17 protein-coding genes are annotated in these 16,661 nt (G+C 58.5%); 5 read left to right on the top strand and 12 right to left on the bottom strand.

Annotated elements, in window-relative coordinates; translation table 11 throughout:
- Nucleotides 1-73 precede the first annotated feature (73 nt).
- On the bottom strand, nt 74-571 hold the full coding sequence (locus tag ACYVJT_RS03635; RefSeq protein WP_343955409.1) for a DUF2238 domain-containing protein: 498 nt from the start codon (nt 569-571) through the stop codon (nt 74-76).
- Between the two features lie 45 nt (nt 572-616).
- Nucleotides 617-1,294: a PAQR family membrane homeostasis protein TrhA gene (trhA, locus tag ACYVJT_RS03630; protein ID WP_343955411.1), complete on the bottom strand. Its 678-nt coding sequence runs from the start codon at nt 1,292-1,294 to the stop codon at nt 617-619.
- A gap of 118 nt (nt 1,295-1,412) precedes the next feature.
- On the opposite strand from trhA, the gene ACYVJT_RS03625 reads away from it, so the two are divergent.
- The gene (locus ACYVJT_RS03625) at nt 1,413-2,246 is read left to right on the top strand and encodes a phosphotransferase (protein WP_343955413.1); all 834 of its coding nucleotides are present in this window, start codon (nt 1,413-1,415) and stop codon (nt 2,244-2,246) included.
- A 166-nt stretch (nt 2,247-2,412) separates the two neighbouring features.
- Here ACYVJT_RS03625 and gatB read toward each other — a convergent pair whose 3' ends face one another.
- Genes gatB through ACYVJT_RS03575 form a run of 10 tightly spaced genes read right to left on the bottom strand, consistent with a single transcriptional unit; the run spans nt 2,413 to nt 12,394 of the window.
- On the bottom strand, nt 2,413-3,885 hold the full coding sequence (gatB, locus tag ACYVJT_RS03620) for an Asp-tRNA(Asn)/Glu-tRNA(Gln) amidotransferase subunit GatB (protein WP_343955415.1): 1,473 nt from the start codon (nt 3,883-3,885) through the stop codon (nt 2,413-2,415).
- The gene (locus tag ACYVJT_RS03615; protein ID WP_343955417.1) at nt 3,882-5,156 is read right to left on the bottom strand and encodes an amidase; all 1,275 of its coding nucleotides are present in this window, start codon (nt 5,154-5,156) and stop codon (nt 3,882-3,884) included. Before ACYVJT_RS03615 ends, gatB begins: the two co-directional genes overlap by 4 nt.
- Nucleotides 5,156-5,422 carry an Asp-tRNA(Asn)/Glu-tRNA(Gln) amidotransferase subunit GatC gene (locus ACYVJT_RS03610; protein ID WP_343955419.1) on the bottom strand — a complete coding sequence of 89 codons (267 nt, stop codon included), beginning with the start codon at nt 5,420-5,422 and terminating at the stop codon, nt 5,156-5,158. The genes ACYVJT_RS03615 and ACYVJT_RS03610 overlap by 1 nt, the downstream gene beginning before the upstream one ends.
- A 22-nt stretch (nt 5,423-5,444) precedes the next feature.
- Nucleotides 5,445-5,954 (bottom strand): GNAT family N-acetyltransferase, encoded by a 510-nt coding sequence (locus ACYVJT_RS03605; RefSeq protein ID WP_343955421.1) that lies wholly within the window; start codon nt 5,952-5,954, stop codon nt 5,445-5,447.
- Complete coding sequence (locus ACYVJT_RS03600; protein ID WP_343955423.1) at nt 5,948-7,006, bottom strand: inositol monophosphatase family protein; 1,059 nt, start codon at nt 7,004-7,006, stop codon at nt 5,948-5,950. The genes ACYVJT_RS03605 and ACYVJT_RS03600 overlap by 7 nt, the downstream gene beginning before the upstream one ends.
- Nucleotides 7,003-9,210 carry an NAD-dependent DNA ligase LigA gene (gene ligA, locus ACYVJT_RS03595; protein WP_425579830.1) on the bottom strand — a complete coding sequence of 736 codons (2,208 nt, stop codon included), beginning with the start codon at nt 9,208-9,210 and terminating at the stop codon, nt 7,003-7,005. The genes ACYVJT_RS03600 and ligA overlap by 4 nt, the downstream gene beginning before the upstream one ends.
- An 8-nt stretch (nt 9,211-9,218) precedes the next feature.
- On the bottom strand, nt 9,219-9,941 hold the full coding sequence (locus ACYVJT_RS03590; protein ID WP_343955427.1) for a PP2C family protein-serine/threonine phosphatase: 723 nt from the start codon (nt 9,939-9,941) through the stop codon (nt 9,219-9,221).
- Nucleotides 9,941-11,098, bottom strand: a complete 1,158-nt coding sequence (locus ACYVJT_RS03585; RefSeq protein WP_425579831.1) for an adenylate/guanylate cyclase domain-containing protein — start codon at nt 11,096-11,098, stop codon at nt 9,941-9,943. Before ACYVJT_RS03585 ends, ACYVJT_RS03590 begins: the two co-directional genes overlap by 1 nt.
- Nucleotides 11,095-11,634 carry a PH domain-containing protein gene (locus tag ACYVJT_RS03580; protein WP_343955429.1) on the bottom strand — a complete coding sequence of 180 codons (540 nt, stop codon included), beginning with the start codon at nt 11,632-11,634 and terminating at the stop codon, nt 11,095-11,097. The genes ACYVJT_RS03585 and ACYVJT_RS03580 overlap by 4 nt, the downstream gene beginning before the upstream one ends.
- A 28-nt stretch (nt 11,635-11,662) precedes the next feature.
- Complete coding sequence (locus tag ACYVJT_RS03575) at nt 11,663-12,394, bottom strand: biotin--[acetyl-CoA-carboxylase] ligase (RefSeq protein ID WP_343955431.1); 732 nt, start codon at nt 12,392-12,394, stop codon at nt 11,663-11,665.
- A gap of 74 nt (nt 12,395-12,468) precedes the next feature.
- On the opposite strand from ACYVJT_RS03575, the gene ACYVJT_RS03570 reads away from it, so the two are divergent.
- From ACYVJT_RS03570 to ACYVJT_RS03555, 4 genes are read left to right on the top strand one after another with little or no spacing between them, the layout of a single operon-like run.
- Nucleotides 12,469-14,088 carry an acyl-CoA carboxylase subunit beta gene (locus ACYVJT_RS03570; RefSeq protein WP_343955433.1) on the top strand — a complete coding sequence of 540 codons (1,620 nt, stop codon included), beginning with the start codon at nt 12,469-12,471 and terminating at the stop codon, nt 14,086-14,088.
- Entirely contained in the window at nt 14,085-14,291 is a 207-nt protein-coding gene (locus ACYVJT_RS03565; protein ID WP_343955435.1) for a hypothetical protein, read from the top strand. The genes ACYVJT_RS03570 and ACYVJT_RS03565 overlap by 4 nt, the downstream gene beginning before the upstream one ends.
- A gap of 16 nt (nt 14,292-14,307) precedes the next feature.
- The gene (locus tag ACYVJT_RS03560) at nt 14,308-15,936 is read left to right on the top strand and encodes a DUF885 domain-containing protein (RefSeq protein WP_343955437.1); all 1,629 of its coding nucleotides are present in this window, start codon (nt 14,308-14,310) and stop codon (nt 15,934-15,936) included.
- A complete protein-coding gene (locus ACYVJT_RS03555) occupies nt 15,933-16,568 on the top strand; it encodes a Maf family protein (RefSeq protein ID WP_343955439.1) in 636 nt (211 codons plus the stop codon). Before ACYVJT_RS03560 ends, ACYVJT_RS03555 begins: the two co-directional genes overlap by 4 nt.
- Nucleotides 16,569-16,661 lie beyond the last annotated feature (93 nt).

Raw genomic sequence — 16,661 nt, 5'->3', positions numbered from 1 at the left:
GCGAGCCTCATTATGGCGACGTCAACACCAATACCGGGCCCAGCAATATCACTACACAGCACGCGGCCACACTTTACAAACACGACTGTAGTACTAGGAGTTGATCAACGAAGAATTCGCCGAATTCCCACAACAGGGCAACAAAACCTTTGATGGAAATGACGATCGTGACTTCGAACCACACGGGAAATGTGAGCCGATACGTCTGTGCCGTGACCCCTAATGCAGCGATAATTGCAAATGTAATAGGAAACCCAGAGTAGAAGTGCACCACGGTGTCCCAGGGCGGCCAGGCCACATAGAGACCCAGTGCGCCGCCCACGTACGGGCCTGCGATCAATAGCAGCGCGTACTGTATCTGGAGACTGACTGGGAAGCGTGCCCGGGTCCAGTACTCGAGCAACCACGGAACACCAACGGTGAGCAGTAGAAGCGCAGCAATCCCGGTCCGTGCCCATTCGCCCTGGATGCCAAAGACGATGCCGGTGGCCAAGAATACGACCCCGGTGCACAGCATGGGAAGATGATCTTGCAGTGCAGGAGTTTTTCGCTCAATGGGCACTGTGTTCACGCTACCGCTTTCCCCGACGTCCCGGAGGAGGTGACGTTGAAAACTTCACCATGCGAGGACAACCGCGGTGGCATGTGACGCCCAAGCGATGACGGTACACAGGTGAAATACTTCGTGGAAGCCAAATGTGTTGGGAAACGGATTTGGCCGCTTCAAGCCGTATGCCACAGCGCCCAAACTATAAAATACTCCGCCGAGCACAATGCACCATACAACGGCACTGCCGCCTGCCTGATAAAAATCTGGGAGGAACCAGATCGCGACCCAGCCCAAGAGCAGATAAACGGCAACATATACCCAGCGGGGTGCAGACAACCACAATTGGCGCACAGCTATACCCACGAGCGCTCCGCTCCATATGATGCTCAGCAGCAGGATCGTCTGGCTGGTTTCAAGCAGTAACACCGCCAACGGCGTATACGTGCCTGCGATGAGCAAGAAAATATTGGAATGATCAACGCGCCGCAAAACTGCTCTGACCTTGGGCGTCCAATTGCCCAGATGATACACGGCCGATGAACCAAAGAGGATAACCGAGCACAGCGCAAAGACCGCCACGCTGACCCGTTGATACGTATGTTCGGGCTGAAAAATCGCAATGAGACCAGCCACCAATGCGATTGGTGCGGCGATCAGGTGGATCCAGCCGCGCAACCGCGGTTTGTGTACTGGCAACTCCGATGGTTGATGGGGCGAATGTGTCGGAGCAGCTCGAGAGGTCATGAACTCACCCTACTGTGCCGTGGTGGCGTTGCCGACGGTTACACCGTGATCTTTCGCAGGGCCAAACAACCCATCGCTTTGGGTCTGATGACACTGCTGCGGGTACTACAATCGAGCTATGTATGCCGTCCGTGCCACACACCTCGCTGACCAACTGCTCGACACGATGCCAGCCGATATGGCCACAAAAATACAAGCATACGATTGGCACCAGGCCAAAGTGGTGGAGCGCGGTAAAGACCATGTCCTGTTGATCGCCGACGACTTGGCGGTCGCCAGGCTACCGCGTCGGCAAGATCCCGAGCTTGAGCGCAAAATGCGGCTCCTTGCAGAACTCGACTTACCGTGGCGCGTGCCCAGTCCGCTGTCTGCCCTCGGCGACGGGGTGCTGCAGTCCTTTATTCCGGGCACCGCACATCCACATCGTGTCGGTGACGCAGCAACATTAGCCAACATCATAGAGGTCTTTGACAACTACGACACGAGCGGGTTGAGCCTCGGGGAACCCTTCGCCCAGCGCGGCCGGTTGACCCAACAGCAGCTAGCGGCCTTGGATCGCGTGGTCGATGATGGCATGGCGTGGGCGATTGCCGAACACGTGCACGCCTGGACCGACGAAGGTGTTGGAAAAGGACTGGTCCATGGCGATTTGGCGGGTCACAACATGCACTGGGTTGACGGTCAACTCGTCGGCATTTTGGACTGGGACTATGCAGCACGCTGGGATACGGCGCTCAATGCCACCTATCTGAACCTGTGGCACGGGGTGGAACTAGAAGCCATCACGGATGTACCGCATCGTGCCCGGGTGTGGTCGGGAGCGCTGGGACTATATGCGCTTGCCGATGCGCTGAGTTGGGATGTCTCCCCTGGCGGTTGGCGTCGACTGAACGCAAAAGTCCAGCCCAGGATCCTTGCCGCCTACCAAGCCCTGGCCCACGCCGAAGACTAACGCGATGAACCCGGGACAGATCGTTCACAGAGGCTTGGTTCCTCCAGTCGGCTGGGGTATGTCCGGCCAACCAGAAGAATCCGCCCGCTCCTCTAGCTGGTTTGGCGACACCAGGTTGGATAGCACGATGCGGGCAGCGAACTGCCCACATCGTGCGTGGTGATGTTTAGCTGAGCTTTTCGATGATGATTTCGCGAACGCGACCGGCATCAGCTTGACCCTTGGTCGCCTTCATCACCGGCCCGATCAGTGCGCCAACGGCCTGCATGTGGCCGCCTTTGATACGCTCCACGACATCTGGATTCGCAGCCATAGCTTCATCCACCGCGGTGGTCAATGCGCCATCATCCGAGACGACGGCTAGCGATCGTGCTTCCACAATCTGGGAGGGTCGGCCTTCACCTTCTGCAATGTGGCCAACAACTTGGCGTGCGATCTTGTCGTTGATCGTCTTGTCGGCAATCAACTGTTCAATCTCGACGACGTCCGCTGGCGTAACCCCCAGTGCCTCGGGCGAGACGCCTTGTTCGTTCGCGAGCCTGGCGATTTCACCCATCCACCATTTCCTGGCGGCTTCCGGTGTAGCACCGGCGACGATGGTTTGCTCGATCTCATCGAGGATACCAGCGGCAACCACATCACGAAATTCGGATTCGGAAAACGCCCACTCTTCGCGCAGGCGGCGACGACGCTGGACGGGGTTCTCTGGCAATTCAGCCCTAAGCCGCTCAATCCAGGCTGCATCGGTGACAATCGGCACCAGGTCTGGATCCGAGAAGTACCGATAATCGTCGGCATCCGATTTTGGTCGACCCGAACGCGTCGAACGGGCTTCTTCATCCCAGTGACGGGTTTCCTGAACGATGGTTTCGCCGGCGTCCAGGACTTTAGCTTGGCGGATGATTTCAGATTCCACCGCTGCTGCCACAGCACGAGTCGAGTTGACGTTCTTCGTTTCGGTACGGGTCCCGAAGGTCGCTGCCCCAATGGGCATGAGCGAGACGTTGGCGTCACAACGAATGTTGCCACGTTCCATACGCGCATCGGAGACGCCCAATGCCTTGACGATGTCGCGGATGGTCGCCAAGTAGGCACGTGCCAATTCTGGTGCGCGTTCGCCAGCGCCGGTAATCGGTTTGGAAACGATCTCAACCAGGGGCACACCCGCACGGTTGTAGTCAACCAATGAGGACGACGCGCCGTGAATCCGCCCGGTGGACCCGATGTGGGTGAGCTTGCCGGCATCTTCTTCGATGTGGGCACGCTCGATTTCGACCCGGAAGATTTCTCCGTCATCCAGTTCTACATCCACGTAGCCGTCGTAGGCGATGGCCGGCTCCAGCTGGGATGTTTGGTAGTTCTTGCCCAAATCCGGGTAGAAGTACTGTTTGCGTGCGAACCGCGATTCCGGGGCGATCGTGCAGTTCAGCGCCAGCCCGAGTTTGATACCGTATTCGATACCGGCCTGGTTAATGGTCGGGAGGGTGCCCGGCATTCCAAGATCTCCGGCAGTGACGTTGGAGTTGGGCTGATCTCCGAACGCGTTGGTTGCAGTCGAGAACATTTTGGTGACGGTGTTGAGTTCTACGTGGACTTCAAAACCGAGGACGGGTTCATACGTTTGCAATGCTGTTTTCATTTGGTTGCTCCTGCCGTGGTTTCAACGACCGTGCTGAGGCGGTACACCAGCTCGTCTGCATAGGGTGGTGCGCTGATGTGCACGCCCGCCACGCTTGCGGCGGGTAGGCCTGCCAACGAAGCACCCACCCCGGGGTTCGTGGATTCGTATTCTTCGCCCTGTTGGGTAATACCCGGGACTGCGATGGCATCAACGGATTCAAACGCCGCTTGGTATTCGTTGATGATGGCGGTCCGGATCCGTTGCGCCGGGTAGAAGTGCGTGTCGATCATGCCCGAGGACAACATGTGGGTCCCCACGATGATGCGGCGTTTTGTTTCGTACCCAAAACCGGCACCACGCGAGGCGACGATCACGTCTTGGACGGTGCCGTGCCCGGGGGTGACTCGATTGCCAAACCGGATGCCATCAAATTTGGCGAGGTTGGCGGAGAATTCTGCTGCACCAATAATGTGTGCGGCCTGACGTGCCTGAGACAGCGCGTCGAGCGTGACCTGGGTGGTCTGGGCACCGGCGGCGTGCAGCGCTTCCACACCAGCACGGTAGGACGCCCATGCTTCGTCAGTCACGTCTGATGGTTGGGTTACGGTGACGCCAATGGTGGTGCCAGCGATCTCGGCCTGAGCGGTGAAGTCCCAGTCGTACTGCACACTGGTGGGGTCTAGCTCATCGTGTCCCACGAGCACCTCGTGGAGGGCCTGAGCATCGGCAGTGCTCCGTGCGAGCGGGGTGACCGTATCCATCGAGGAGACTGCGGCCACCACACCAAAGCGAGAAATCGCACCGTACGTTGGTTTCATAGCCACCAAGCCGGTTTCAGCGGCGGCGCGGCGCGCGGTGCCGGCGGTATCTGAAACCACAGCGAATGGCGCCTGATGGTTGGCGACCACCTCGTGGGCGCCTGACTCGGCGCCCATACCGAATTCGGCGACCCGGGTTTTGCCCAGAATTGGCAGTCCAGCGGCACGCAGACGAGCCACGGCGGTGGCTTCATACGGTGCGACCCATCCGGCGAGGTATTCTGACCCCGCGGCGGTTGGCATGGCTGTCGTGACCATGACATCGGATAATACGACCGGTACACCCGCCAGTGGATGATGATAGGCGCCGGCGTCAACGTCTTTAGCCACGGCGAGGGCGTCGTCGGCATTGACGTGGACGAAGGCGTCCGACCCCGCGTCAAGGTGGGCTTGTACCAATTCGACGGCGGTCGTGTCACCGGCGCGAAGTTTTGCCGCCATAGCACTGGCGGTTAGTTCTGTAAGACTCATTACTCTCCGTCCAAGATTGCAGGAACCATGAATTGCCCGTCTTGGGCTTCAGGCGCAGCGGCAAGTGCCTGCTCGTTGGTCAATTCGTTGGCGACCACGTCTGGGCGCAGTGTGTTGTTGACGGGCAGCGGATTGACGGTGACGGGCAGCTGGTCGTCCGCGGTCACCGCCAGCGAAGCGATAATCGGGTCGAATTCTGTGGCCAGTCGTTGACGGTCTTGATCCGTCAGGCCTATATGTGCGGTCGCTGCTATGTTGTCAACCATGAATCTCCTTTACTAGATTTCTTTAGTTTAAAGGATGGACGTAGACCAAAAAGGTTTCGAGTCCTTCTTGGTGGTCCACTATGCCTGCGGTGTAGAGGTTCCAGTCGCGGTGTGGTGCGCGGTGGAATCCCATGGCGGTGTACATGGCTTGCGCGGTGGTCATGGATGCCATGGTGGTGATGACCACTGCTGCTGCCTGATGTATGCGTGCGGTGTCGAGTACGTATTGCACTAGTTTGCGTCCGATACCGCGTCCGCGGTACTCGGGAGCAACCGCTAGCATACGGAATTCTACTTCGTTGTCGTAAGCAACCTCGCTCAGCGACGAGCCACCAACCGCAATATTGACGCCACCGGCTATCGCGCCATCGTCCTCTGCGATATAGAGGCCCTCGGTTCGAGCGGCAATGGTGGTCAGATCGGTGACGTATGGGTCAGTTGCCGCAACGTGTCCTTCGGCCACATACGAGGCGAGGGTCAGCTCACGGATGGCCGGATAATCTCGGGGTGTGGCGGGGCGAACGGTTACCAAGACACCGCTTTCAGTTTCTCTTGCAGTGCTTCGACGCCGTCGGCAGGGCCCGTGGCGGTGACGTGGACGGCACCCTCGGCGACGGTGCACTGCACATAGAAGTTGGCAATGGTGAAGGCGCTGGCCGTTGAATCGGTGAACGTTTGAATCCAACCGGCAGCATCGTCGGTCGCCACGCTGCCGTGCAACACGGTCCGACCCACCGGGTGATGCGATTCGACGTCGAGCTCGTGCAGCGCCAAGCCGAGATCCCCGGCCAAGGTCCAATCGGGGGTGGTATCGGATTGTGGCCAGGCGGCGCGACGGACGGGCACACCGGCTTCCTGGGCGATCAATGCTCCGGCAGCCCAGTCGTATTCCTGTAGCCCGTATTCGGCGAAGGCATCCAGGGTGCCATCGGCGACCATGCACAAGTCTAATGCCGCTGATCCTGCCCGGCGTAGGTCGGCGAAATCACCGGCGGACACCAGCCGTTGGAGTTGCTGAAATTGGAAGCCCCGCCGTTGTGGATCATAAGCGAATCCTGATGCCAGTAGCCGACCTGACCGGCCAAGCAAGGGCCCGCTCAAGCGCACGGGTTGGGCAGGCGTAGTGGTGAGCCCAACGTCGAGCGGCCCGTGGTTCGAAGTGAACGCTCCTCCGTCTGCGCTGGCCCACCATGATCGACCAAGGGCCGGGGCCACGATAGCCGCCGCGATCCAGGTGCCTTCGTGCTCCACCGCAACTGATGAGCAGTAGTGCGGCAGGCCACGGATGAAGTTGGTGGTGCCATCTAACGGATCAATGGACCACCGATAGCCGCTGGGTTCCTCGACGGTGGTCGCGCCATATTCTTCACCGTAGATCTCGTCGTGGGGACGGTAGGAGCGTAAGACATACCGGATGGCGTCTTCGGCTCGGCGGTCGAAGTCTGTGACCCAGTCGGAGCCGGAAGTTTTCGTTTCGGCGCCCAAATCTTCGATGCCTAGCGGGGCGAGTGTGCCGGGGCGCTGCGCCAATTGGGCAGCACCAGCTTGTGCTGCTGCGCGTGCGACCGCTAAGAATGCCTTCATCGTGCTCCTGCCAACAAGTCGGTAAATCCTTGCTCGTCCAATACTGTCACGCCCAGTTCTTCTGCGCGTGTGAGTTTCGACCCTGCATTGTCACCGGCCACGAGATAATCCGTGTTTTTGGAAACCGAACCGGTGGATTTACCGCCGCGGGACAAGATCGCTTCTTTGGCAGAATCCCGGGTGTACTCCTCCAAGGTGCCGGTGACGACGATGGTCACGCCTTCGAGCAAGGTGGAATGCTCTTCGACTTCATCGGCCATGGTGACGCCGGCCTGAGCCCAGGCATCGATGATCGCCAATCGCCAGTCTGTGGCGAAGAATTCCATCACTGCCGTCGCGATGACTTCGCCGACCCCATCGACGTAGGTGAATCGCTCATAGTCTTGCTGCAGTGCAGCTTCACGCAGGGCATCCATGGACCCAAAGGAGGCTGCAAGCGCGCGGGCTGCGGTTGGTCCAACGTGGCGGATGGACAGAGCCACCAACACGCGCCACAAGGGCTGGGTTTTGGCTTTTTCGAGTTCTTCGAATAACCGTATGGTGTTGGCGGTGGGGGTTCCGCTGCGACTGTAGAAATACGGGACCTGCTCCCACACTCCGGTGGGTTCTCCTTTGGCACGCTGTTGTCGCCACACCACCACATCGGCCAGGCGGGCTTTGAGCTCTTCGTCGCCGGTGTCTGCCAATTGGAAGAGTTGGGCATCTGAGGTCAGGACCCCGGGGCCACCGGGTTCGACGACGCCAGAATTTTCGGCCGGGTTGGGCCCGGGCCCATTGGTCAGCCAGGTCGCGGCTTCTTCGCCGAGGGCTTCGATGTCGAAGGCGCCGCGCGAACCGGCGTGTTCGATGCGTCCGGTGAGTTGTGCCGGGCAACTTTGGGCGTTTGGGCAGCGTAGGTCGACGTCGCCTTCTTTCATGGAACGCAACTCGGTCCCGCATGCCGGGCACTGCGCGGGCATCACGAAATCGGTCACGTCGTCGCCGCGTAGTGGCAGGACGGGGCCCACGATTTCGGGAATGATGTCACCGGCTTTGCGCAGCACCACGGTGTCGCCGATTTTTACATTTTTGGCTTTGACCACGTCTTGGTTGTGGAGGGTCGCCATGGACACGGTCGAGCCGTCCACGAAGACCGGTTCCATCACCGCGTATGGGGTCGCGCGTCCGGTACGCCCGATGTTGACCAGAATGTCTAGCAGTTTGGTGTGGACTTCTTCGGGCGGATATTTATAGGCAACGGCCCACCGCGGTGTGCGCGAGGTGTAGCCCAGCTGTCGCTGATAGCTGACGTGGTCGACTTTGACCACGATGCCGTCGATACCATGCACTAATTCGTGGCGCCGGCCACCGTAGTCTGCGATGTACTCGCCGACTTGTTCTGCCACGTCGGCAGAGGTGCCGTTGAGCAGTTTGGTGTAGGGCGAGATGGGCAGACCCCACTGTTGCATCAGATCATAGGCCTGGTGCTGTGAGGTAATGGTCGTTCCGGTGACGGTGCCCAGCCCGTGAACAAACATCGCCAGCGGTCGTTTCGCGGTTTCGGCGGCGTTTTTCTGTCGCAGGGATCCAGCGGCTGCATTTCGTGGGTTCGCGAACGGTACTTCACCGGCTTCGACGCGTGCTTCGTTAAAGTCTTCGAAGTCTTTGGCGGGCATGAACACTTCGCCCCGGACTTCGAGTTCTTCGGGAATGTTGTCACCGGTCAACCGAGTGGGGATTTCTTTGATAGTCATCACGTTACGGGTGACGTCTTCACCGATGGTTCCATCGCCACGAGTGGCGGCACGAAACAGCACCCCATTGCGGTATACGAGGTTGATTGCCAGACCATCGATTTTGACTTCGGCCAACCAGCCCACGTCGTCGCCGGCACCGAGTTGTGCCAAACCGCCGCCGACTCTGGCGAACCATTCTTCGAGCTCGCTGAAGGAGAACACGTCTTCGAGTGAATACATTTGGGTCAGATGTTGAACCGGAGAGAACACCGCGTTGCCGCCGACTTCTTGGGTGGGCGAATCTGCGGTGACGATCTGCGGGTGTAGTGCTTCGATGTCTTCGAGTTCCCGAAAAAGCACGTCGAAGTCGGCATCGGAGATTTCGGGAGCATCCTCGACGTAATAGGCGCGCCGATGGTGGCGTACCTGGTCTTTGAGGTCGTCGTATCGGGCGAGCAATTCTGGGGCAGGAGTGTTCACACCTGACATTGTACTGGTCAGTGCTCGATGACTTCAGCGACTAACACTGTGACGTTGTCTGAGCCGTCAGTTTCCAAAGCAAGCTCTACGAGTTGGTCCGCAGCGTCTTGGACCGTCGCGGCAGAGGCAAGCACGAGCCCGATTTCTTGGTCTTCGACTTCGCCGGTCAGCCCGTCGGTGCAGAGCAAAAATCGGTCTCCGACTTCGGCTTCCAACAGTACGACATCGGCTAACAGACGCAGCGTTGAGCCCACGGCACGGGTGATGACGTTGCGTGCGGGATGTTCACGGGCTTCTTCAGCCGTGATCTGGCCCAGGCGTACCATTTCTGCGACGGCCGAGTGGTCTTGGGTCAGCTGAAGGAATGCCTCGTCATTGGCACGGTACCGATAGGTTCGTGAATCCCCCACGTTGGCAACGACCAGTTGTTCTTTTTGTTGGTGCACCACATTGGTCAACATGGTCAATGTGGTACCGGCTCGACCTTCGGCGATGTCGTAGACGGCTCGGTTTGCCTGGGTCAGCCATTCTTGGAGGCTAAAGAGTTCCAGTGGTTGGGTGTTTTCGTCCCACACGTACCGAAACGTATCGATCACGGCGGCCGATGCAAGTTCGCCGCCGTCGTGGCCTCCCATACCATCTGCCACGAGATACAGCCCGTCGCGGACCAGATACGAATCCTCGTTCAGATCCCTCACATGACCCACGTGCGTGGCCGCTGCGGCTGTAAAATTATACATTAGTCAACCTCTATCCCATCTCCTGCACCTCGCAAGAGCATCGATGGATGAATCGGGCCAAAGCCACGCACGGATTGCGGTGGTTGTGGAATGAGGATATACCGTTCGTCGTCGGCCAGCACACTGGAAGTCAGCTGATCTACCAACACGGTGCCGGGATCAGCCAGTGCGGTCAGCCGGGCCGCCAGGTTGACGGTGGGGCCATAAATATCACCGAGTCGAGACAGTACACGCCCCCATACGACCGAGACACGGGCAGAGGGCAACACCTGGTCCTCACTCAGCGCCTGAGACAGTGCCAGCGCAATATCCGCTCCTGCCTCGGGGGTTTCAGCATTGAATAGCACCTCATCGCCCACGGTTTTGACCAGGTGGCCGCCACCTTCGGCAATGATTTCGGCACAGGTCTGTTCAAAGCGTTGCACCATTTGGGCCAGGGTACGCTCACTCATGGTCCGCGACAGTGCAGTGTAGGAGACCATATCGGCAAAACCTACCGCGCGAGCTAGAGGCAGTGGAGCGTCATCTTCGGTCCCATCACGACCTTCTTCGGAGGCTGCCAGCCCGGCCTCAACTCGCACCGTCAATCGTTGCAGGGCGGAGTTCAGTTGGCGCCGGTATGAGAAGGTGACGACATCTTCTAATGATTCAATCACCGACGGGAGCATCCGCACGACTTCACGGCGTGCCACCGGGTCAGACAGGTTTTCGGCACTCATCTTGTCTTCGACCAGTGCTTCGATCTGCCAGACCACCATGCGGTCGGTCATTTGCCCGATAGAGCGTGCCACGGAAATCGCGGTTTCTTCGTTGAGCACATCTTTCCGTACGAGTTCGACGATCGTGGCCATCGCCGCGGCGTCTTGCTGCGTGAATACTTTTTCATCGGCTTTGATGTTTGGAAAACCCAGGGCCCGCCAAATTTTGCGTGCCGACACCGCCGAGACACCGAGTTGTTTGGCCAGATCTCGAGGGGTGAGGCGTCGTGGGCCACCGATCAGCTCCTCGTCGAGCACTTTGATGGCTTGTGTCCACGTTTCCGAAAACGGTTCGGCATCGCCCAGATCCGCAGATGTTGGGGATGTTGACTGCACAATATCCAACGGTCTCGTGGGTGTTGGATCGGTATGGATGTCATCGGGTGAATCGTTGTTCACAAGCCCCTACTTTCGCTGAGCGAACCATTACTATAGCGACCATAGGAACCAAAGCGTTCCATATCCACCAGGGTCTGAAATTCTGAGATTTTTGGGATGTTCGGCAGTATCCAAGTTTGGCCGCGCGCGTTCATCAGGTGGAGGTCCCCGGAGCCACGCCGACGCTGTCTACGTGTTTGTTGCACCTGCAGCGAAACCAGCGAGTGCAACGCGACCCAATGTCGTTTGACCGCGAGCGCACCCAATTTATGCGCCACCCGGTGGGTCGTGATCTCATACCGCGAGACGAACCATTGCCACACCGGCCGCACCACGGTCAAAAACACGCCGATGGCAATGAGTCCGAGTCCGATAGTCGTCAGGGTCGGTGCAGAGGTCCGCAAAAATTCTGGCAGGACGTAACTCGACAGGACTCCGGCAAGGAAGCCAGCTCCAGCGGCCCACAACACCAAATTCCAGGCAGGCTTCACCAGCACCGACGGATGCGCACGGGTACGCACCAGCAAGTGTTCACCGGTCACATAGTGTGAACGCATGCCCCTCCCTTGGTCGTGTCGCGACGTCTCATGCCGGTCGTAAATGGACAATATCGCCCGCAAAGATTTCTTGAATCGTTTCGCCTTGTATTAATAGGCTACCGGTCGGACCCAAACCCACAGCAGTACCCGTCACATCATTACCATCCGGCAAGAGCGCTTTGACCCGCTGACCGATCGTCGACATGGTCGATTCCAAAGATTTTGCATCAGGCTCAGCCACGAACGCGTCCACGGCTGCAACGATGCGGTGACGGGCCGCAACCACAAACTCCTGGGGCGTCAGCACAACACCATAATCCGCCAGGGCACCAGCAGTTGTTAACCGCTCGTGCTGGCCAAAATCTATGTTCGTCCCGATACCAATGACCACTGCCTGCTGTTCTGGTATCCACTGGGCCAAAATGCCACAGAGTTTTTTGCCGTCCGGGGCCAACACATCATTGGGCCATTTCACACCGGCCGCCAGATCGAGTTCGCGGAACCACCGCACCAGGCCATCGGCGACCACCAAGGTCATCATGCCCAATAGATGGGTTGCAACATGTGGACGTAACATCACCGACATGGCAGCAGCCGTACCGGGTGGCGTATCCCAACTGCGATCCAGCCTTCCGCGACCAGCCGTTTGTTGATCCGTGGCCACGACATCCCCGTGCTGGAAGTCCGCGGCAGCGTTGATCATGACATCTTGGGTTGAGCCAACGTGCGTCATCCAATACACCTCAGAGGTGAGCCATTGGTGTTCTGCTTGCGCCACGTACTACAACCTTCACAAATAACAACCGGTAGTATTGTCCAGGATACAGGCCATACTCTACCCTGGAGGACCCGTTGACCAACCCCGAGACTACTGGTGAAAACCTGGGTGTTACCACCCCGGATCTCACCACGACGGCCGGCAAATTAGAAGACTATTTCCACCGGCGCGAAGCAGCCCTGCTGCCCACCGGACAAGGACCGGTCGACCGCCAACACGCACGGGGAAAACAGACTGCGCGCGAGCGCATCGCCGCACTGCTTGATGAAGACTCGTTCGTTGAATTCGATCAGCTGCGTACCCATCGGACCCGCTCGTTCGGGATGGATGCCCGCCACCCAGAAGGCGACGGTGTGGTTGCCGGCTACGGTACCATCGATGGTCGAAATGTTGCCGTCTTCGCCCAGGACTTCACCGTATTTGGCGGCTCACTGTCCAAGGTCAACGGCGAGAAAATCGTCAAAACCCAAGAATTTGCGGCCACCAACGGCTTCCCACTGATTGCCATCAATGATGGCGGTGGCGCTCGCATCCAAGAAGGCGTCGACTCGCTCGCAATGTTTGCCGATATCTTCCGCAACAACGTGATGTCTTCGGGTGTGGTCCCACAGATCTCCATCATCATGGGCCCCGCTGCTGGTGGAGCCGCCTACTCCCCCGCCTTGACCGACTTTGTGGTCATGGTCGATCAGACCTCCCATATGTTCATCACCGGCCCCGATGTCATTAAGTCCGTGACCGGCGAGACAGTCGATATGGAGTCGCTGGGTGGTGCACGCCAGCACAACGAAACCTCCGGCACGGCAGCCTATATGGCAGCCGATGAGCAAGATGCCTTCGACTGGGTCTCCGAACTGCTCGACTATCTGCCCGCGCATAACTTCGTCACCCAGGAACCCACCCACCAGCAGGATTTGGAGACGACCGTTGATGACCTGGCGTTGGATACCATCGTCCCGGATTCAGCCAATCAGCCCTACGACATGTTGGAAGTCATCGCCAGTATTGTTGATGACGGCGCGCTATTGCAGATTCAAGAACGCTACGCACCAAATGTGATTGTTGGACTCGGGCGTATCGAAGGCCGCACCGTGGGCATTGTCGCCAACCAACCATCACAGCTGGCAGGCACCCTGGATATTGCGGCATCCGAAAAAGCTGCGCGATTCGTCCGGTTCTGCGATGCGTTCAATATCCCGATCGTGACCCTGGTCGATGTGCCAGGTTTTTTGCCGGGTGTGGACCAGGAACACTCGGGCATCATCCGTCGCGGCGCAAAACTCATTTACGCCTACGCTGAGGCCACGGTGCCAAAAATTACCATCATCACCCGCAAGGCATTTGGTGGCGCCTATATTGTGATGGGTTCCAAAAAGCTCGGGGCCGATCTCAACGTGGCCTGGCCAACCGCACAAATCGGTGTGATGGGGGCCCAAGGGGCCGTCAACATTTTGTACCGGCGTGATCTCATCAGCACCGAAGAGGCCGGCGAAGATATCGAAGCCCGTCGCGCTGAACTGATCGAAGATTACGAGCACGCGCTGCTCAACCCGTACGAGGCCGCAGATTCCGGCTATATCGACGCGGTCATTGCACCATCTGAAACGCGCTCACAGGTCGTCCGTGCGCTACGAGCCACGGCAGCAAAACGTGAATCGCGTCCAGCAAAGAAACACGGAAACATTCCGCTATGACAAATCAACCAGAGCCCACCGGCATCACCGTGACCGGAACCGAATTATCGCAAGAAGAAACGGCAGCCGTTCTGACAGTGGTCAATACTCAACTGATCAACGCGCCGCAACCTCCACGGATCGTGGACCACACCACTCGCAATCGGGTGACATCCACCTGGAGGCCCGTTGATTCGTGGCACCATCTCCCGCCAGGACACTAGAACAGGCAAGGGAAGCATGTCGCACACCGCCATTGATGCGCTCGCCGAGCACTATGCGACCCAACTGGCAGCACACCATCCGGTCGTCGCCTCGGAAATCGGTATAACAGGCTATGCCGATAAAATGCCCGACTACTCACAAGACGGTGCCGAGGAGCTCGACGCTCTCAACGCGAATATGCTGACTGAACTGGCCCAGCTCAACGTGGCCAACCCCAATGACCAGGTCACCCATGACGCCATGGTGGAACGGCTGACCGTGGAACGCCAGTTACACGCTACTGGCGTTGTGGAGCTGAACAACATTGCCTCCCCTGTTCAAGATATTCGTGCCACATTTGACCTGATGCCCACCGATTCAGTGCAGGACTGGAACAATATCGCCGCACGGCTTCGTCTCGTGGAAGACTCGTTGGGTGGCTATCAACGCCGTTTAGCAACCGCAGCACACACGGGCCATGCTCCTGCACTTCGCCAAGTAGATGTCTGCATTGTTCAAGCACAAGCTGCCGCCGAAGGCTACTTCACTGGCTTGACTACACAAGCCGGTGAGGTCCCCGAGTCGCTGCGTGCAGATCTGGAACGCGGCGCCGCATCGGCATCGCAGGCTTACGCAGATTTTGCGAACTACCTCAAAGACGAACTTCGTCCGCATGCGCGAACCAAGGATGCCGTTGGCCACAACTATTACCAGCTAGCCTCCCAGGAATTTTTGGGTGCCCAAGTCGATCTCTTGGAGACGTATCACTGGGGACTGGAGGAACTCGAACGGATTATTGGCGAGCAACGCCAGGTTGCCGAATCGATTCGGCCAGGTGCCAGCATAGACCAAGCGCGCACCCTACTGTCAGCAGATCCACGACGGCAGTTGCACGGCACCGGCGCACTTCAAGCATGGATGCAACACCTTTCAGACACCACGATCGAGGCGATGAAGCAGCATTTCGATGTGCCAGCGCCAATGGATTATGTCGAAGCGATGATCGCCCCGACCCAAGACGGTGGGATTTACTACACGGGGCCATCAGAAGACTTCTCACGGCCAGGTCGGATGTGGTGGTCAGTCCCCGAGGGTGAAGAGACCTTCACCACCTGGCAGCAAACCACCACCGTCTTTCATGAAGGCGTGCCAGGTCATCACCTCCAGATCGCTACCGCGCTGATGAATGCCGACCAGCTGAATTCCTGGCGGCGCAATTGGCTCTGGGTTTCTGGCCACGGTGAGGGCTGGGCGCTCTACGCGGAAGACCTCATGAAGGAACTCGGCTACCTCAATGATCCAGGCGACTACTTGGGCATGCTAGATGCCCAACGAATGCGCGCTGCTCGCGTAGTCTTCGACATTGGCATCCACTGCGGCTTTCCGGCACCTGCCGCTTGGGGTGGAAAGATCTGGGACGTTGAGACCGGTTATCACTTCCTGAACGCCAACCTCAATGAGACACCTGGCGTCTTAGACTTTGAGTTCACGCGCTACCTGGGCTGGCCGGGCCAAGCCCCAAGCTATGCGGTTGGCAAACGCATCTGGCAAGACATTCGTGCCGAGCACGACGCGCTGCCAGATTTCGATTTGAAAACATTCCACACCCGCGCCCTGCAACTCGGCTCGATGGGCTTAGAAACACTACAGAAGGCACTTCAATGAGCATCAACATCGTATTGGGTTCCGCCTCCCCGGCGCGGGCACAGATCCTGGAGCGCGCCGGCGTTGCGTTTGAACAGGTTGCTGCTGATCTTGATGAGCAAGCACTCGTAACAGATCTCCCCGAACCTCGGGCCCAAGCCCAGGCCCTGGCGACCGCGAAGGGACACGTCGTGGCAGACATACTGCTCGCACAGGACCGGGTCACCGACCCTACCTATGTGATCGCAGCAGACTCTGTCTTTGAATTTGAGGGCCAAGCCTTCGGTAAACCACATACGCCCGAAGTAGCAACGCGCAGATGGCAAGCGCAACGAGGCAACACCGGTATATTGCACAGTGGGCACACTGTCATCGCAGTGCTGGGTGGACGCAAGCAACGCGTGCTCCAAGAAACCGTGAGTGCTACAGTAGCGTTTGCTGACGTCCCCGATGCGGTAATTGAGGCATACGTCGCAACCGGTGAACCACTGGGCGTGGCCGGCGGGTTTACGTTAGAAGGCCACGGTGCAACCATGATTACCGGTATCGATGGAGACCCCAACGCGGTACTCGGACTGTCGCTTCGTGCCGTGCGTGAGATGTTGCAACGCCTCGATGTGTCACTAACCTCCATCTGGCACGCAACGACCTAGACCACACTTTTGTAGGGTTCCTACAAAATTTCTGCCATTTCAGGGGCGCGCGGAGCGTCCTTCTGTATGGTTTCCACGGATTCGTCCTAAGCT

Source organism: Yaniella soli (genome assembly GCF_054782375.1).
The sequence above is the reverse complement of the archived record's forward strand: the minus strand, read 5'-3'. Positions and strand labels throughout refer to the sequence as shown.

Bases quoted from the DNA above. Each gene is read 5' to 3' on its own strand.
- trhA (WP_343955411.1), bottom strand. From the start codon at position 1,294: ATGACCTCTCGAGCTGCTCCGACACATTCGCCCCATCAACCATCGGAG.
- ACYVJT_RS03625 (WP_343955413.1), top strand. From the start codon at position 1,413: ATGTATGCCGTCCGTGCCACACACCTCGCTGACCAACTGCTCGACACG.
- gatB (WP_343955415.1), bottom strand. From the start codon at position 3,885: ATGAAAACAGCATTGCAAACGTATGAACCCGTCCTCGGTTTTGAAGTC.
- ACYVJT_RS03615 (WP_343955417.1), bottom strand. From the start codon at position 5,156: ATGAGTCTTACAGAACTAACCGCCAGTGCTATGGCGGCAAAACTTCGC.
- ACYVJT_RS03610 (WP_343955419.1), bottom strand. From the start codon at position 5,422: ATGGTTGACAACATAGCAGCGACCGCACATATAGGCCTGACGGATCAA.
- ACYVJT_RS03600 (WP_343955423.1), bottom strand. From the start codon at position 7,006: ATGAAGGCATTCTTAGCGGTCGCACGCGCAGCAGCACAAGCTGGTGCT.
- ligA (WP_425579830.1), bottom strand. From the start codon at position 9,210: ATGTCAGGTGTGAACACTCCTGCCCCAGAATTGCTCGCCCGATACGAC.
- ACYVJT_RS03590 (WP_343955427.1), bottom strand. From the start codon at position 9,941: ATGTATAATTTTACAGCCGCAGCGGCCACGCACGTGGGTCATGTGAGG.
- ACYVJT_RS03580 (WP_343955429.1), bottom strand. From the start codon at position 11,634: ATGCGTTCACACTATGTGACCGGTGAACACTTGCTGGTGCGTACCCGT.
- ACYVJT_RS03565 (WP_343955435.1), top strand. From the start codon at position 14,085: ATGACAAATCAACCAGAGCCCACCGGCATCACCGTGACCGGAACCGAA.
- ACYVJT_RS03560 (WP_343955437.1), top strand. From the start codon at position 14,308: ATGTCGCACACCGCCATTGATGCGCTCGCCGAGCACTATGCGACCCAA.
- ACYVJT_RS03555 (WP_343955439.1), top strand. From the start codon at position 15,933: ATGAGCATCAACATCGTATTGGGTTCCGCCTCCCCGGCGCGGGCACAG.